13 protein-coding genes are annotated in these 16160 nt (G+C 71.4%); 5 read left to right on the top strand and 8 right to left on the bottom strand.

The genetic code is table 11. From position 1 onward, the window contains the following. Nucleotides 1–42: 42 nt before the first annotated feature. On the bottom strand, nucleotides 43–930 hold the full coding sequence (locus MOPEL_RS12340; protein WP_009483200.1) for a D-hexose-6-phosphate mutarotase: 888 nt from the start codon (nucleotides 928–930) through the stop codon (nucleotides 43–45). Nucleotides 931–1005: 75 nt separating this feature from the next. Continuing rightward, the gene (locus MOPEL_RS12335) at nucleotides 1006–2364 is read right to left on the bottom strand and encodes a cytochrome P450 (RefSeq protein WP_009483199.1); all 1359 of its coding nucleotides are present in this window, start codon (nucleotides 2362–2364) and stop codon (nucleotides 1006–1008) included. A gap of 326 nt (nucleotides 2365–2690) precedes the next feature. On the opposite strand from MOPEL_RS12335, the gene MOPEL_RS12330 reads away from it, so the two are divergent. Continuing rightward, nucleotides 2691–3458 (top strand): dimethylarginine dimethylaminohydrolase family protein, encoded by a 768-nt coding sequence (locus MOPEL_RS12330; RefSeq protein WP_040634433.1) that lies wholly within the window; start codon nucleotides 2691–2693, stop codon nucleotides 3456–3458. A 233-nt stretch (nucleotides 3459–3691) separates the two neighbouring features. On the opposite strand, the gene MOPEL_RS17355 is transcribed toward MOPEL_RS12330, so the two are convergent. Both MOPEL_RS17355 and MOPEL_RS12325 read right to left on the bottom strand, forming a co-directional pair. Next, nucleotides 3692–3937 carry a hypothetical protein gene (locus MOPEL_RS17355; protein WP_009483197.1) on the bottom strand — a complete coding sequence of 82 codons (246 nt, stop codon included), beginning with the start codon at nucleotides 3935–3937 and terminating at the stop codon, nucleotides 3692–3694. A 28-nt stretch (nucleotides 3938–3965) separates the two neighbouring features. Continuing rightward, nucleotides 3966–6365 carry a penicillin acylase family protein gene (locus MOPEL_RS12325; protein ID WP_009483196.1) on the bottom strand — a complete coding sequence of 800 codons (2400 nt, stop codon included), beginning with the start codon at nucleotides 6363–6365 and terminating at the stop codon, nucleotides 3966–3968. 367 nt (nucleotides 6366–6732) lie between these two features. Between MOPEL_RS12325 and MOPEL_RS18780 the strand changes: the two genes are divergently transcribed. Further along, nucleotides 6733–7428, top strand: coding sequence for a hypothetical protein (locus tag MOPEL_RS18780; protein WP_009483195.1), 696 nt, complete (start codon nucleotides 6733–6735; stop codon nucleotides 7426–7428). Nucleotides 7429–7677: 249 nt separating this feature from the next. Here MOPEL_RS18780 and MOPEL_RS12315 read toward each other — a convergent pair whose 3' ends face one another. Together MOPEL_RS12315 and MOPEL_RS12310 are read right to left on the bottom strand one after the other, a co-directional pair. After that, a complete protein-coding gene (locus MOPEL_RS12315; RefSeq protein ID WP_040634427.1) occupies nucleotides 7678–8448 on the bottom strand; it encodes an inositol monophosphatase family protein in 771 nt (256 codons plus the stop codon). Nucleotides 8449–8476: 28 nt separating this feature from the next. Then, nucleotides 8477–9052 carry an LOG family protein gene (locus MOPEL_RS12310; RefSeq protein ID WP_009483193.1) on the bottom strand — a complete coding sequence of 192 codons (576 nt, stop codon included), beginning with the start codon at nucleotides 9050–9052 and terminating at the stop codon, nucleotides 8477–8479. 138 nt (nucleotides 9053–9190) lie between these two features. On the opposite strand from MOPEL_RS12310, the gene pepN reads away from it, so the two are divergent. After that, entirely contained in the window at nucleotides 9191–11800 is a 2610-nt protein-coding gene (gene pepN, locus MOPEL_RS12305) for an aminopeptidase N (protein ID WP_009483192.1), read from the top strand. 10 nt (nucleotides 11801–11810) lie between these two features. Then, on the top strand, nucleotides 11811–12179 hold the full coding sequence (locus MOPEL_RS12300; protein WP_009483191.1) for an FKBP-type peptidyl-prolyl cis-trans isomerase: 369 nt from the start codon (nucleotides 11811–11813) through the stop codon (nucleotides 12177–12179). A 111-nt stretch (nucleotides 12180–12290) separates the two neighbouring features. On the opposite strand, the gene MOPEL_RS12295 is transcribed toward MOPEL_RS12300, so the two are convergent. Further along, nucleotides 12291–13514, bottom strand: coding sequence for a globin domain-containing protein (locus MOPEL_RS12295; RefSeq protein WP_009483190.1), 1224 nt, complete (start codon nucleotides 13512–13514; stop codon nucleotides 12291–12293). A gap of 164 nt (nucleotides 13515–13678) precedes the next feature. On the opposite strand from MOPEL_RS12295, the gene putP reads away from it, so the two are divergent. Continuing rightward, nucleotides 13679–15241: a sodium/proline symporter PutP gene (putP, locus tag MOPEL_RS12290; protein WP_051992308.1), complete on the top strand. Its 1563-nt coding sequence runs from the start codon at nucleotides 13679–13681 to the stop codon at nucleotides 15239–15241. Nucleotides 15242–15374: 133 nt separating this feature from the next. On the opposite strand, the gene MOPEL_RS12285 is transcribed toward putP, so the two are convergent. Continuing rightward, nucleotides 15375–16073 (bottom strand): hypothetical protein, encoded by a 699-nt coding sequence (locus tag MOPEL_RS12285; RefSeq protein WP_009483188.1) that lies wholly within the window; start codon nucleotides 16071–16073, stop codon nucleotides 15375–15377. Between the last annotated feature and the right edge of the window lie 87 nt (nucleotides 16074–16160).

Genomic DNA, 16160 nt, shown 5'->3' with positions numbered 1-16160 from the left:
CGCGCGCGCGCGCGGCGGGGGNGGGGGGGGGTCGGGCGGGTCTCAGGCGTCCTGGACCGAGATCGTCGCGGTCATCGTGTGCGACTCACCGGCGCCGAGCGCGATGCGTCCGGCGAGAGCGTTCGCGGTCTCGACGCAGACCATGCCGTGCCACTCGTCGTCGCCGAAGTCGCCCATCTCGGCGGCCTTGCGCTCCCACGGGTTCCACACGACGGTGTTGTTCGACCCGGCCTTGGCGACGACGACGCGGCGGTCGCCGTCGACGAGGGTGACGGTCTCGGTGGAGGCGTAGACGCGGTCGGTCTCCCGCCGGAACGTCACGTCGCCGGACTGGGCGTTGACGGCGCGGCCCCCGGGCGCCTTGTCGGCGTAGCGGGCCCCGTCGAGGCCCTCGAGGTGGATCGTCTCGACGTCGGAGACGCGGAAGTAGGTGTGGAGGGCCTCCTCGATCTCGAGCGGCTCGGTGGGGGAGGCGATCGTCAGGGTCATGCGCAGCTGGGCGCCCATCGTCACCGTGTACGTCGCGGTGAGGTCGGCGGGGACGTCGGCGACGCCGGGCACGTCGGCGATCTCCGAGAGCGGCGGCAGGGAGAGGACGACCGTGACGTCGTCGCCGTCGCGGCGCGCCTCGGTGAGGGCCCACCGCACGGTGCGGAAGAACCCGTGCTGCGGGCTGCGGTTCTTCGCCCGGCCGGTGCCGAACCACGGTGCGCAGATCGGGACGCCACCACGGATGGCGACGCCCTCGCCGTGGCGGGAGTGCGTGCTCACCCACAGCACCTCGTCGGCACCGGCGGGTGCCCACCGGGTCACGGTGGCGCCGTCGAGGTGGATCTCGCCGCGTCCGGCGGGGGTGTCGACGACGAGGCGGGGGGCCTCACCGTCGAGGCGGGACAGCCCGTCGGGCAGAGCGGAGTCGAGGGGGTTCATGGACCCATGGTCTACGGATGGGGTGCTCACGTCTGTCACGTCGGCACGAAACAGCGTGATTTTCAGCGGTTTCCGTCAGTACGTCGACGGGGATCGGGGCGTGTTGTGCGCATCCGGGGCGCCGCCGAGCTCCATGTCGCGCACCTCGTAGCCCGCGATGAGGTCGAGCCAGCCGAGCTCGGGGCCGTCGGCGAGGGTGATGGGCAGGGCGAGGAGCCGGGTGAGGAGGACGTCGGTCTCGGCGATCGCGAGGGAGTTGCCGGGACACCGGTGCGCTCCGTCGCCGAACGACATCCCCTCGGGGCGGACCCCGCGGCCGACCGTCCGGCCGGGGCAGAGACCGAGCGGGTCGGCGCCGACGTGCTCGGGGTCGGCGTTCGCGCCGCGGATCGAGAGGTCGAGGACGGCCCCGACGGGCACGACGTGGGTCGTCCCGCCGTCGACGAGCGTGAGGGGTTCGACGGCGCGCCGGTAGAGGTGGCCGACGACGGGTTCGAGCCGGAGGATCTCGTGGAGCATCGCGTGGCGTTCCGTCTCGTCGGCGGCGAGGTAGCGGCGGCGGAGGGCGTCGTCCTCGAGGAGGTGCCAGGCGACGACGCAGAGGTACTCGCGGGTCGTCACCATGCCGGCGGCTCCGTAGGTGACGCACTCGGTCGTGATCTCGGGGTCGGTGTACCCCTGCTCGAGGAGGTGGGAGACGACGTCCTCCTGCGGGTGCTCGCGGCGGGCGCGCACGGCGGGGCGGACGTCCTTGAGGTAGAAGAGCCCGACGCCGCCCGCGGCCTTCATCGACGTCGCCGCGTTCGCGATCGCGGCGAACCGCGCGGCGAGTCGTGCCGGGACCGTCGTGGGGGAGTTGGCGGGGGCGTCCGATGCCTCGGGGTCGGCCTCGGCGTCACGGGGGCGCGGGGGCTGCCACGGGATCGAGAACAGCCGTTCGAGGCGGCGGGCCATGCCGGCGGTGTCGGACTCCGTGAGGCCGATGACGGCGGCGGCGACGGCGACGGAGTACCCGAGGGCGATCTCCGACAGTTCGACGCGGCGACCCGCGGCGAGCTCGGCACGGACGTGCGCGACGATCGCGTCGGCCCGTTCGCTCATGAGGTCGCCGTAGCGGCGGCTCACGGTCGCCGGGGCGAAGTAGCGGGCGATCATGCTGCGTTGGCGGCGGTGCTCGGGGCCGTCCGTGAAGAGGATGGGGTCGCGCATCGCGACCTGGCCTCCGCGGGCGGTGCCCTCCCGCATCATGTCGACGTTGAACCCGGCCTGGACGGTCGCGGCGGTCGAGCGGAGGACCTCCTTGACGAGCGGCAGGGAGCGGACGTGCCAGGCCCCGTCGACGACCTCGATCGCGGGCGCCTCCGGTAGGTCGACCTCGCCGGGTCGGGACGTCTTGCGTCGGGCGTGGGCCCCGTGGGGGCAGGACGTGGTCATGACGCGGTCCTCTCGTGCGCGGGGACGGGTGCGGCGTCCCCGGCTCCCTCCGGCAAGTCTGCCCCCGGACGGCCGCAGGGGCGACGCGTGGTGCTCGCGTCGCCCCTGCGATGGACCTGGGCCTGTGACCGCTCCGGGTGCCTGGACGGCGGGTGGTGGGGCCGCCGTCACCTCTCCCTTCGGCAGGTCGGCGGCGGGTCGAAGGGGTTCGGGACGATCGCCCGTCATTGATCCGGCATCGATCGGGTCAAGGGACGGTCAAGTCGCACGGCGCCCGTCCCGAGGAGGCCTGCGGGGTGGGCGGGGAGGCGTGCCAGGCTTGGTCCATGGTCAGCCGCAGAGTGCTCATGCGTCGCCCCGAGCCGGGGTTGGGTGAGGCCGTCGTGTCCCTCATCGACCGCGAGCCGGTCGTGTTCGAGCGGGCCCTCGCGACGTGGGAGGCGTTGCGTGCCCTGCTCGAGGGGGCGGGCTGGGAGGTCGTCGTCGTCACGCCCGCGGACGGCGACCAGCCGTGTCCCGACGGGGTGTTCGTCGGCGACGCGGTGACGTCGGTGCGGGGGCGGGTGCTGCTCGCGCGGTCCTCGGTGGAGTCGCGGCGTCCGGAGCGTGCGGCGATCCGGCGGACGCTCGCCGCCCGGCACGTGCGGGCCGTGCCCGTGCGGCGGCCGGGCACCCTCGAGGGCGGGGATCTCGTCCTCGTCGACGACACCCTGTACGTCGGGGTGGGGTCGCGGACCAATCGCGCCGGGTTCGCGCAGGTCGTGCGTCGGTTCTCCCCGGCGTTGCGGGTCGTGCCGGTGCCGTTGCACAAGTCGGTGCAGCTCGACTCCGGCGTGAGCGCCCTGCCGTGCGGCACCGTCCTCGGATATCCGCCGCTCGTCGACGACCCGTCGGTGTTCGCCGAGTTCGTCCCCGTGCCCGATCGTACGGGCGCGCAGGTGTTCTCCCTCGGTGACGGCCGGGTGCTCGTCTCGGCGACCGCACCCGGATCGGCCGAGACGGTCGCCTCCCTCGGCTACGACCCCCTCCCCGTCGACATCACGGAGTTCGAGAAGCGCGAGGGCACGATCCCCTGCCTCCTCGCCCCGTTCTGAGGGGCGTCCCTGGGGGTGCCCCTATGGTCTTCGTCAAGCCGCAACGGGTGTTGGTGGGTGGTACAGGGTGCCGTCGCGGAGCATGGCGTGGAGGACGTCGCAGCGGCGTCGGGCGAGGCAGATGAGGGCGGCGTCGTGTTTCTTGCCTTGGGCTCCTGCTGAGCGACGGACTCGATGTTCCGCTGGTCACCGGTGCGCCGTCAGCAGCCGGCACCCACGCCTGCGAAGAGACCTCACCAACCGGTGGGCCGCGTCCCTGTCAGCGGTCGGCCGACGCCATCAGACCCGGTGACAACACACCCCCGATCATGGTTGCGACAGGGGTACATCGTGCGCCGCGAGCCGTTGAGCGGATCGACGTCCGCAGCCCGGCGCGGCGTCGAGTACCCGAACGCCTCCGACGACAGGCGCGCCGAGGCGAGCCGGTCGTCGTCGGAGTCGGTCGCCACTCGAATGGTCACCGGGGTCGTCACGTTCACCCGCCGAGGGTGCCATACGTCGCGGATCTCACTCCTTCGGCTGCAGGACGATGCGCTCCTCGGTGTGCTTGGCGATCGCGGCGGGGCTGTAGAGCATCGGCACGTACCGGCCCTCGGACCAGGGTTCGGCGAGATCGCGGTAGTGCTTGTCGAACGGGTCCCCGGACTGGCCGGGCGTGTTCATCACCCAGGACGCGTCCCAGTTACCGACGTCGATGACCTGCTTGTACGACGCCCGTCCGGCCGCGATCGGTGTCGTCCGCGAGCCCGGGATCGCGAACGGCCCCACGTTCAACCGGGGATCCATCGCGCCGAGAGGATGTTCCATCGCGACGGCGTTGCCGCGGTAACCCCAGGCGTCATCGGAGACCGGTCCGAGCTCGGCGAGCGCTGCCCGGTACGCATCGGTGAGCGTGGCGAGCAGAAGCTCATCGCGCACGGCAGCCGGATCGGCACCAAGACGATCGGCGTACTTCTCGGGGTGTTGGAGCAGGTCCTCGACGGCGAGCCAATCCACTTCCGCGAGCAGTTGCCGCTGTTGCTCCGGGACGAGCGCGTCGCGCACGGCCGTGTTGATTCGCGGTTGCCAGTACTTCTCGAAGAGTGTGGCGGGGACCGAACCGAGGGGCTCCGAACCGTTCCACCCAGACACGAGGTCGAGCGCCGCGACCGTCGTCGGGTCGTCACTGGTGAGCGAGCGCGTCAACCGAGCCACCGTCTGCGCCCGCGGCGAGGTCACGTCATGCTGCAGCCGTTTCGAGTCCTCCAGCGTGTGCCGCGGCTGACGCGAGAGCACCCGGGAGATGCGCCGATACCGCTCGGGCCCCGTCCACTGGTACGCGGTGACGTTCTCCTTCGCCGTACCCGGATCGAGGTTGAACTGGTTGGCGGTCGCGAACCAGCCCTGCCGCGGGTTGTACGCCGAGGGCAGCTTGTCGTTGGGCACGTAGCCGTTCCACTCGTACCGGCCGTCGCCGGGTACGGGCAGCAGTCCGTCGTAGCCCTTGCGGCGTGGGGCGAACGTGCCCGGCTTCCAGCCGATATTGCCGTGGACGTCGGCGTACACCTGGTTCTCTCCCGGCGCGCCCCAGCGCTTCAACGCCTCGAGGAATTCCGGCCAGGACCGCGCCCTCATGTACCCGGTGCTCGCGAAGTAGGCGGATGTGCCGGGCTCGGTCCACACCGACCGCACGGCATACGCCTTTCGGGTCTTGTTATCGATGTGCACGATCGGGCCGTGGCGGGTGAATCGGACCTGTCGCTCTTCGACCGAGCCGCCACGAACGGGGATCCTCTCGGTCTCGGTGCGGATCTCCTCCCATCCGCCCTGATAGCGGTAGGCGCTGCCGTCGTCGTTCAGGTCATAGACGTAGAGGTCCTGCGCGTCGGTGCCGAAGATCGTGAGCCCGAAGGCGACCGTGTCGTTGTGGCCGATGGAGATGCCGGGCAACGCGGGCTCGCCGCCGCCGATGACGTTCATGCCGGGCGCCTTGAGGTGCGCGATGTACCGCAGCGAGGGCGCCTGATGCACTCGGTGGGGATCGTTCGCGAGTATCGGCCGACCGGTCGCCGTACGTCGCGGCGAGACGACCCAGTTGTTGCTGCCGTCCTTCTCGGCACCGTCGGCGCCCCCACCCGCCGGGGCCGGCGTGAACCGCACCGGTGCCTTCACGTCCCCGGAGAACTCCACCGGCTCCGTGGCCAGTTTGTAGGTGGCGAGGACATCCTTCGGCAGGCACGGATCGAGCCCGGCGGGCACCGAGGTCGTCGTCTCCGGCTGACGCTTCATTCGTAGGTCATCGAGGTCGAGGGCGTTCGCGCAGGCGAGCTTCGCACGGGCCACCTCGTCGTCGAGGCCGCTGACGAGGGCGTGCGTGCGGATGCGCACGACGTCCTCCGGCTTCCACCTGTCCGGGGTGTAACCGAGTGCCCGGAACTCCGGTGGTAGCTTGTCGGGGTGCTGCTCGAGCCAGTCGATGTACGCGTTGACACCGGTCGCGAACTTCGTCGCGATGCGCTTGGAGTCAGGGCCGTAGGCAGCCCACTCGGCGTCCATGTCACCGCGGTACAGGAAGAGGCGCGCAGCGCGATCCTGCTCCACGTACTTTTCGCCGAACACCTCCGACAGCCTGCCGAGTCCGCGCCGGTGCGACAGGTCGATCTGGAACAGCCGATCCCGCGCGGCGTTGAACCCCTGAGCGAGGAACGCGTCGTCGGTGGAGGAGGCCGAGATGTGCGGCACGCCCCAGCGATCCACGTCGATCGTCGCCGTCTTGTCCAGGCCGGCGACGGTGCGATGCGTCGTCGGCACCTGCTTTCCCTCGGGCCTGGGAGAGGCGCCGAAGGCCGGAGCGGCGACGAGCGCCAGGACAACACTGCCTGCTCCGGTCAATGCGGCCATTCGGGCGCGGGTCGAGCGTGACGTCATCAGTGGACCTCCTCGTCGAGTCCGCTCGACGCTACCCCCTCACGCCCGAATACCCCGGGCATCGAGGTGTCCGGCTCGGGCCGTGGGCGCCGGGGCGTCGCCGCTCAGAGCCGCGGTGGCGGCGTCGTGCTCGTCGAAGGGGGGTTCGGAGACCTCGAGGTGCGGGTTCTCCTCCTGCGTGGCGACGAGGTGGGACTGGCGCAGGGATGGGTGACATCTGATCTGGCTTGCCGTGGGGCAGGCCTGGGAGGATGAGGAACCTGCCGAAGCGCTATCCGCGGGAGTTCGGTGAGGATGTCGTGCGCGGGGCCCGGAACCGGGAAGACGGGGTCACCTTGGCGCAGGTCGCCAAGGACCGACCTGCCGGGTGCTCAAGCTGTGCCGCCGGCAGTACTACCGCCGGCTGGATTCACCCGTCACCGACGCCGAACTGGCCGAGGCCTACCGGGCGGACGCGCTGTTCGAAGCGCACCGGGACGATCCGGAGTTCGGGTACCGGTACCTGCGCGAGGAAGCCACCGACCCCGGCGAGGCCATGTCGGCTCGCACGGCGTGGCGGATCTGCTCGCAGAACGCCTGGTGGAGCGCTTTCGGGAAGGAGAAGACCACGCACGGGAAGAAACCCGGCCCGCCGGCCCACGACGACCTCGTCCAGCGCAACTTCACCGCCCAGGCGCCGAACGAACTGTGGCTCGGCGACATCCCTGAGCACCGCACGGATGAGGGGAAGCTGTATCTGTGTGCGATCAAGGACGTCTACTCCGGCCGGATCGTGGGATCGAACGGACCAACCATCGACGTCGACGACGGACCCGCCTGGGGCGACTCACCCCGGTCGAGTTCGAAACGATCAACACCACACAGACCGCGACCGCGGCCTGACACCACGAGTGTCACCCGACCCTGCAGCGGTCCCGGTTTCGTCTTGCGGCAATGGCTTGTCGTGCAGCCGTTTGTCACTCGCATCGACAGCGCAGGCGTGGTGTTCGCCCTCGCCGACGTCCAGACCGAGATGGACCGCCTAGGAGCGGTCGGGCAGGTCGTGCATCGATCCTCCTGCTGAGCGACGGACTCGATGTTCCGCTGGTCACAGGTGCGCCGTCAGCAGCCGGCACCCACGCCTGCGAAGAGACCTCACCAACCGGTGGGCCGTGTCCCTGTCAGCGGTCGGCCGACGCCACCAGACCCGGTGACAACACCCCCCGGATCGTGGTTGCGGCAGGGGCAAACAGTCATGCCGGGCCTGGTGACCAGCACCCCTCATCATCGGGGCGCGAAAAAAAGGTAACGGGGGCGTCGAGGGGGCGGGCCGTCAGTACAGGTCGGCGACCTGGGGTGCGACGGCGTCCCAGGCCTGGGGGGAGGAGGCGGCGAGGAGGCCGACGCGGCCGGACTCGCCGACGCGGTAGGGGGTGCCGTCGAGGTAGGCGACGGTGCCGCCGAGCTCACGGACCATGAGGGAGCCGGGGCAGTGGTCCCACGGCAGGCCCCGCGTGTAGAGGACTCCGTGGACACGGCCCTCGAGGAGCCACGGGTAGTCGATGCCGCAGCTCCATGCGGTGGGGCCGAGGTCGAGGTCGCCGTGGCGGCCCTCGAGGCGGGGGCTGGACGTGACGACGGTGAGGTCGGACGGCGTCGTCATCGGCGACATCGCCACGCCGTCGCGCTCGACGCCCGCACCGCGCTCGGCGACGTAGGCGACACCGTGCGCCGGGTGGAGGATCCACGCCCGCACGACCTCGCCGCGGCGGAGCTCGCTGAGCATCACCGCGTGGTCGGGGGAGCCGTGGACGAAGTTCTTCGTGCCGTCGACGGGATCGACGGTGAACGCCCGCTCCGCACCGGGCAGCCGGGTCGGCAGCTCCGGATCGGACGCGGTCGCCTCCTCCCCGACGACGAGGACCCCCGGGTCGTCCGCGAGGAGGGCCGCGGTGATGAGCCCCTCCGCCTCCTGGTCGGCGACGGTGACGAGGTCACCGGGGTTCTTCTCCATCACCTGGTCGGCGTCGAGCGCCCGGAACCGGGGGGTGATGACCTCCTCGGCGACCTCGCGCATGAGCTCCAGAACGGCGTGCGTGTCCACCTCTCCACGGTCTCACACGCGCCGGAGGCTACGAACGGTCCTGCCACTTGGGCGTCGTCGACGGCACGTAGTGCTCCATCGCGTCGAGGAGCGCGCCCGAGTCGGCGTCCATCGCGTAGAGACCGAGGTGCGGCGCCCGCACGAACCCCTCCGCGACGCTGTGGCCGAAGAACGCCCCGAGCCGCTGGTAGTAGCCGAGCGTGTCGAGGAACCCGACGGGCTTGGAGATGAGGCCGAGCTGGTTCCACGTGAGGATCTCGACGACCTCCTCGAGGGTGCCGAACCCGCCGGGCATCGCGACGAAACCGTCGGAGAGCTCCGCCATCGCCGCCTTGCGTTCGTGCATCGACGACGTCACCCGCAGGTCGGTGAGGCCGGCGTGCGCGACCTCGGCAGCGACGAGGTGCTCGGGGATGACCCCGACGACCTCCCCGCCGGCCCCGAGCACGGCGTCGGCCACCGCGCCCATGAGACCCACCGACGCGCCACCGTAGACGAGCGTCATCCCCCGTCGGGCGATCTCGCCGCCGAGGGCCGTCGCGGCCTCCATGTACCGGGCGTCCCCGCCCGTGCCGGACCCGCAGAACACACACACGCTGCGCATACCGGCAGCCTAGTGCGCCGAGGGGGCGGAATCGCGGGGCACGCTCCCCGAGAACGACGCCCGGTCGGGAACACCAGGGGCGGTGGTGGTCTCGCGGAATCCGGGACGCCCGGGCGGGGCCCCGTTACCGTGGCCGGTATGGACACGAACCTCACCCGCGCCGAGTGCCACCACCGCAGCGAGGACATCACCCTCGCCTCCTACCGGGTCGAGGTCGACGTCTCCGAATGCACCGACCCGCAGGTCGCGACGTTCCCGACGACGTCGGTCGTCGACCTGCAGAGCGTCTCGGGCCGCATCACCCTCGATTTCATCGGTGAGGTCACCGAGGTCGAGGTCGACGGTGAGCAGCGTGAGGTCGACGCCGACGGGGCCCGCGTCCACGTGGACGTGCCCGCCGGGCGCCCCTGCACCGTCACCGTGCGGGGTCAGGCCGGGTACAGCCGCTCCGGGGAGGGCCTGCACCGGTACGTCGACCCCGCCGACGACCGCGTCTACCTGTACACGCAGTACGAGCCGTCCGACTCCCGCCGCGTGTTCGCCTGCTTCGAGCAGCCCGACCTCAAGGCCGAGTTCACGTTCGTCGTCACCGGCCCCGACGAGTGGGAGATCCGCAGCAACGGCCCCGAGATCGCCCGCGAGGACACCGGCGAGAACGCCGCGGGCCTGCGTTGCAGCCGCCGCACCTTCGCGACGACGGCGAAGCAGTCGACGTACCTCACGTGCATCGTCGCCGGCCCCTACCGCCGCTGGGACGACGAGTGGAGCCGCACGATCGACGGCACCGAGCTCCGCATCCCCCTCGCCCTCCTGTGCCGCGAGTCCCTCGCCGCCGCGTTCGACCCCGAGAACGTCTTCGCCCTCACCAGGCAGGGTCTCGATCACTTCCACGACCGGTTCGCCTACCCGTACCCGTGGGGCAAGTACGACCAGATCTTCGTGCCCGAGTACAACCTCGGCGCGATGGAGAACCCCGGCCTCGTCACGTTTGCCGACCAGCGGTACGTGTACGAGTCGGCGGCCACCCGCAGCCAGCTCGAGGCACGTTCGAACACCCTCATGCACGAGATGTCGCACATGTGGTTCGGCGACCTCGTCACGCCGAAGTGGTGGGACGAGCTGTGGCTCAAGGAGTCGTTCGCCGACTACATGGGCACCGCCGCCAACGTGCTTGCCACCGAGTTCACCGACGCGTGGACCCCGTTCTGCGCCGGGCGCAAGGCGTGGGCGTACGAGCAGGACCAGCTGCCCACGACCCACCCGATCGTCGCCGACATCCCCGACATCGAGGCCGCCCGCCAGAACTTCGACGGCATCACCTACGCCAAGGGTGCGAGCGTCCTCAAGCAGCTCGCCGCCTACGTGGGCGAGGAGGAGTTCTACGCCGGCGCCCGCACGTACTTCCGCAACCACGCGTTCTCCTCCACGACGCTGCCCGACCTCCTCGCCCCGCTCGAGGAGGCCTCGGGCCGCGACCTCGGCCCGTGGGTCGAGCAGTGGCTCCACACGACGGGCGTCTCCGAGCTCACCCCGCGGGTCACGCTCGGGGACGACGGGACGATCGCCGAGCTCGCGATCGAGCAGGGCGGGTCCGGCGCGAACGGCGACGTGTGGCGCGACCACCGCCTCGTCGTCGGCCTCTACGAGCGTGCCGAGGACGGCACCCTCCACCGCAGCTCCCGCATCGAACTCGACGTCACCGGTGAGCGCACCGTCGTCATCGAGGCAGCAGGGCTGCCCGCCCCGGCGCTCATCGTCGTCAACGACGACGACCTCACCTACGCCAAGGTGCGTCTCGACGAGCAGGGCCTCGCGACGATCCGCGAGACGTTCGCCATCGAGTCCTCCCTCACGCGGGGGTGCGTGTGGTCATCGCTGTGGCAGGCGTGCCGCGACGCGCTGCTGCCCGCGTCCGACTACGTCGACCTCGTCTGCCGTCACGCGCCCGCCGAGACGCACGTCGCGCTCCTCACCGGTGCGCTCACGAACGCGCTCGTCGCCGCCCGCGACTACGCGCCCGCAGAGCAGCGGGCCGAGCTCGAGCGGCGCCTGCTCGACCTCGCCGCCGAGCAGATGCGCGCCGCCGAGCCCGGCTCCGGTATGCAGCTCGTCTTCGCCCGCGCGTTCGCCGAGGCGGCGCTCTCCTGCGACGCCCGCGCCGAGGAGATCCGCGGGATCCTCGAGGGCGCCGAGACCGTCGAGGGCCTGCCGCTCGACTCGATGATGCGGTGGTCCCTCCTCCGGGCCCTCGCCGCCACCGGCCACGCGACGGTCGAGGAGCTCGACGCCGAGCGGGAGCGCGACACGAGCTCCCCGGCGCGCATTCGCCACCTCACGACGCAGTCCTCGATGCCCGACGCCGCGACGAAGAAGTCGGCGTTCGAGCGGGTCGTCGACGAGGCCACCCTGTCGAACGACGAGGTCACCGCACGCACGACGGGCTTCTCGACCCCCGGCCACGGGTCGCTCGCGCAGCGATACCTCGAGCCGTACCTCGAGGCGCTCCTGCCCGTGTGGCGCTCCCGCAGCCAGGAGCTCGCGACGCGCATGGTCCGCGGGTTCTTCCCCGGCGCCGACCTCGAGGCCGACGCGCGCGTCGAGGAGCACTCCGTCGTCGTCGCCGTCCACGGCTGGCTCGATGCGAACCCCGATGCCCCCACCGCGCTGCGTCGGCTCCTCGTCGAGCGGGTCGCGCTCCTCGAGCGGGCGCTGCGGGCACAGGCCGCGGCCCGCGGGCCCCGTGGCTAGGCTGACGCGCATGGACAAGCCGCAGATCCCCATTCCCGAGGGCACCCCGCCCACCGAGCTCCAGATCGAGGACCTCACCGTCGGCGACGGCACCGAGGCCACCACGGGCTCCTCGATCGCCGCCCACTACGCCGGGGTCGCCTGGTCGACCGGTGCCGAGTTCGACAACAGCTACGACCGTGGCGCCCCGATCGAGTTCCCCCTCGGTGGCGGCATGGTCATCAAGGGCTGGGACGACGGCATCGTCGGCATGAAGGTCGGCGGCCGCCGCCGCATCACGATCCCGCCGCACCTCGGTTACGGCGACCGTGGCGCCGCCGGCGTCATCAAGCCGGGCGAGACCCTCGTCTTCGTCGTCGACCTCGTCGACGTGCACTGAGCCGGGCCCATCCACGACGAGCCCACCCCCCCACGATCGGCGGGGTGGGCTCGTCGCGTCCGCGGGGTCGTGCGTCCTCGCGGTCGTGCGTCCTCGCGGTCGTGGTGCCGCTCAGGCGGCCTCGGTCTCGGCGGCGTCGGGGTTCTGCGCCCAGAGGTCCGGGCCGAAGACCTCGTAGCGGATGTTCTCCGGCGCGACGCCCTTGCGGATGAGCGTGCGGCGGGCGTCGCGCATGAACGGCAGCGGCCCGCACATGAACACGTGCGCCCCGGCGGGGACGTCGAGGTCGGAGAGGTCCATGAACCCGGGACGGGCACCGCGGCCGTCGTCGGCGACCTCCTCGTACCAGAGGTGCGTCGTCACATCGGCGAGCCCGGCGGCGGTGGCGGTCGTCGTCTCGTAGAGGGCGTGCGAGGCGGCCGAACGGTCGGCGTGGGCGAGGATCACCCGGCGCGAGGGGCGACGCTCGGCGAGGTCGTCGAGGATCGCCGCCATCGGCGTGATGCCGACCCCGGCGCTCACGAGTACGAGCGGCGCGTCGTCGTCGTCGAGGACGACGTCGCCGCACGGCACCGACACCTCGAGGGTGGAACCGACCGGGCACTCGTCGAGGAGGTGGTTCGACACGACCCCGGCGGGGGCGTCGCCGGTGGCGCGCACGCGGCGGACGGTGATCTGCACCGTGTCGGGGCGTGGGCCGGAAGAGACGGTGTACTGCCGCGGTTGTGTCGAGCCGTCGGTGAGGTGGGCGTTGACGGTCACGTACTGCCCGGCGCGGTGCGCGGGCACCGGCTCGCCGTCGACGGGGCGGAGCGTGAACGTGACGACCTCGTCCGGCACCTCGTCGCGGCGCTCGACGACGGTCATCTCGCGCCACGGGTGATCGGGGTCGACGCCCTTCTCCGTGTAGAGGGATGCCTCCTTCGCGACGAGTTGCAGCGCGAACAGCCAGTACACCTCGTCCCACGCCATCGCGACCTCCGGTGTGACGGCGTCGCCGAGGACCTCGCCGATCGCCTGCATGAGGTGGTGACCGACGATCGTGTATTGCGGGGCGGTGATGCCGAGCGAGACGTGCTTGTGGGCGATGCGTTCGAGGACGGGCTCGAACGAGGGCGCGCCGGGATCGACGAGGTGCACCGCGTAGGCGACGACGGAGGCGGCGAGGGCCTGGGGCTGGTCGCCGAGGGCCTGGTCGGCGCGGTTGAACACGTCGAGCAGCTCGGGGTGGGCGGCGAACATCTCGGGGTAGAAGCGGGAGGTGATCGCCACCGCGTTCTCGGCGACGACCCCGGCGGTGGCCTTGACGATCTCGGCGGACTGGGCGGACAGCATGGCGGGCTCCTCATGGTCGGTCGTCGCGTGGATGTCGCGACGTCCACATATTACGCGGGGTTAAGACTGTTTTAATAGCGCAAGAGGGGGTGCTCGTCCACCGATCCCCGCGCACCCCGGCGGGTACGCTGCGCCCACCAGACCAGCTCTCCCCGGGAGAACGTGTGAGCCCCCTTCTCTACCAGGCCCTCGCCATGGGCGTGTACCTCCTCGTGATGCTCGCGATCGGCTGGTACTCCTACCGCCGCACCCACAGCCTCGACGGCTACATGCTCGGCGAACGCGACCTCTCGCCGTCCGTCGCCGCGCTCTCCGCCGGCGCCGCCGACATGTCCGGTTGGCTCCTCATGGGGTTGCCCGGCGCGATCTACGCCTCCGGCCTCGTCGAGGGGTGGATCGCCGTCGGCCTCACCGTGGGCGCCTGGCTCAACTGGAAGTTCGTCGCGCCGCGCCTGCGCGCCTACACCGAGGTCGCGTCCAACTCGATCACCGTGCCGAGCTTCCTCGAGAACCGCCTCCACGACTCCTCGCGGGCGCTGCGCATCGCGTCGGGCCTCATCATCCTCGCGTTCTTCACGTTCTACGTGAGCTCCGGCCTCGTCGCCTCGGGCGTGTTCTACGAGAGCACGTTCGGGCGCGGGTACCACGAGGGTCTGCTCCTCATCGGCGCCGTCACCATCGCCTACACACTGTTCGGCGGGTTCCTCGCCGTGAGCTACACCGACTTCGTCCAGGGCGTGATGATGGTCTCCGCCCTCGTCGCGCTGCCGATCGTCGGGCTCACCAAGGTCGGCGCAGTCCAGGGCGTCGTCGACGCCGCGCACGCCGCGAGCCCGCACCACCTCTCGATGGTCGCCGGGGCGAGCGCCGTCGGCACGATCTCGGCGCTCGGGTGGGGTCTCGGGTACGTCGGCCAGCCGCACATCATCGTCCGGTTCATGGCCCTGCGGAACGCCCAGGACGCGGTTGCCGGTCGCCGCATCGGCATCGCGTGGATGATCTTCTCCGTCCTCGGCGCCGGCGCGACCGCCCTCGTGGGTCTCGCCTACTTCCACCAGGCGGGCACACCGCTGACGGGTACCGCCTCGGAGACCGTCTACATCCGCCTCGGGCAGGCGATCTTCCACCCGATCGTCGCCGGGTTCATGCTCGCCGCCGTGCTCGCCGCGATCATGAGCACGATCAGCAGCCAGCTCCTCGTCACGTCGTCGGCGCTCGTCGAGGATCTCTACCGGGCCCGCGTGGAGTCCCGTGGCGTCCGTCACGAGGATCGGTACTACGTGCTCCTCAGCCGCCTCGCGGTGCTCGCCGTCTCCCTCGTCGCGCTCGCGCTCGCGTGGGAGCAGAACGCGACGATCCTCCGCCTCGTCGCCTTCGCGTGGGCCGGGTTCGGCGCGGCGTTCGGACCGACGGTGCTCCTCTCCCTCTACTGGCGCCGCCTCACCGCGTGGGGCGCGCTCGCAGGCATGATCACCGGTGCCCTCACCGTGGCGCTGTGGGGCCCCTCGACGACGTGGGGCGGTGGTCGCGCCGACGCGCTCTTCGGCATCTACGAGATCCTCCCCGGCTTCGCGCTCAACCTCGTCGTCGCCGTCGTCGTCAGCCTCCTCACCTACCGGCCCTCGCCGCGCATCGAGGAGGAGTTCGACCGCATGACCGTGCTCTCCACGCGACTGGCGGATCCCGACGCCGCCGCGTCGATCTCCGGCGACGACACCGTGGCCTGACCGACCCGTCTGCGGGAGCACCACGGACGACCTGGACGACACGCACGACGCATGACAGAAGGCCGCGGACCCGGACGGGTTCGCGGCCTTCTGCGGGGGACTCGGAGGAGGGGGTCTCCGATCGCCCGGGCGCTCAGGCCAGGGGCGACCGACCGAGGCTGCGGGGCCGTCGATCGGTCGAGTAGGCCTCCGTGAGGCGGAGGAAGCGCTCCGTCGGGTCCATCGACGAGTGGTTGCGGGGCACGTGGCGGCCGTGGGCGCGGCGGGTGCCGCGGGCGTCGATGTAGGCGTCGATGTCGGCGGCGACGTAGGTGACGCCCGTGGTGAAGCGGGCCTCGGCAGGGGCGGCGGCGTCGAAGGTCGCCTGCGTGGCGCCGGGGTGCTCGGAGAGGTCGTCCTCGACCGTGAGGTCGGCGCGGGCGGCAGGCGCGGGCGCAGGTGCGGACTCGCCGGTGTCGGTGGCGGTGTCGGTGGCGGTGGAACGCACGACCCGTAGGTGGGGGCGGACGGGCTCGCCGGGCAGGCGGCCCGCGTAGATGTCGCGCGAGGCGGCCTCGGCCCGCTCGTCGCGGGTGGTGGCACGCACCGCGGAGGCGACCGTGACGAGGAGCCAGGCGATGCCAGCGACGGTGAGCGCGACCATCGCGACCTGGTACCAGCGCGGCGCGCTCGGCAGGAGACAGGCGGCGTTGCCGAGGACGAGAGCCCCGCCGACGATGCCGCCCATGATCGGCAGGTCCTCGCCGTGGCGGCGGAGGTTGTCGGTGCCGGCGGTGACGGCGGCGGCGAGTACGGCCGAGCACGTGAGCAACAACAGGTGCAGCGCGGTCATCGGATCCCCCTGGTGCGTTCGCGGCGATCCCCCGATCGCCTGCCCCTGACCCCCCCGGTCACGGTGGTGGATGACCGTCCTGATCAC

This window comes from Mobilicoccus pelagius NBRC 104925, from assembly GCF_000247995.1.
GTDB lineage: Bacteria > Actinomycetota > Actinomycetes > Actinomycetales > Dermatophilaceae > Mobilicoccus > Mobilicoccus pelagius.
This window is presented reverse-complemented; position numbering and strand designations above follow the sequence as displayed.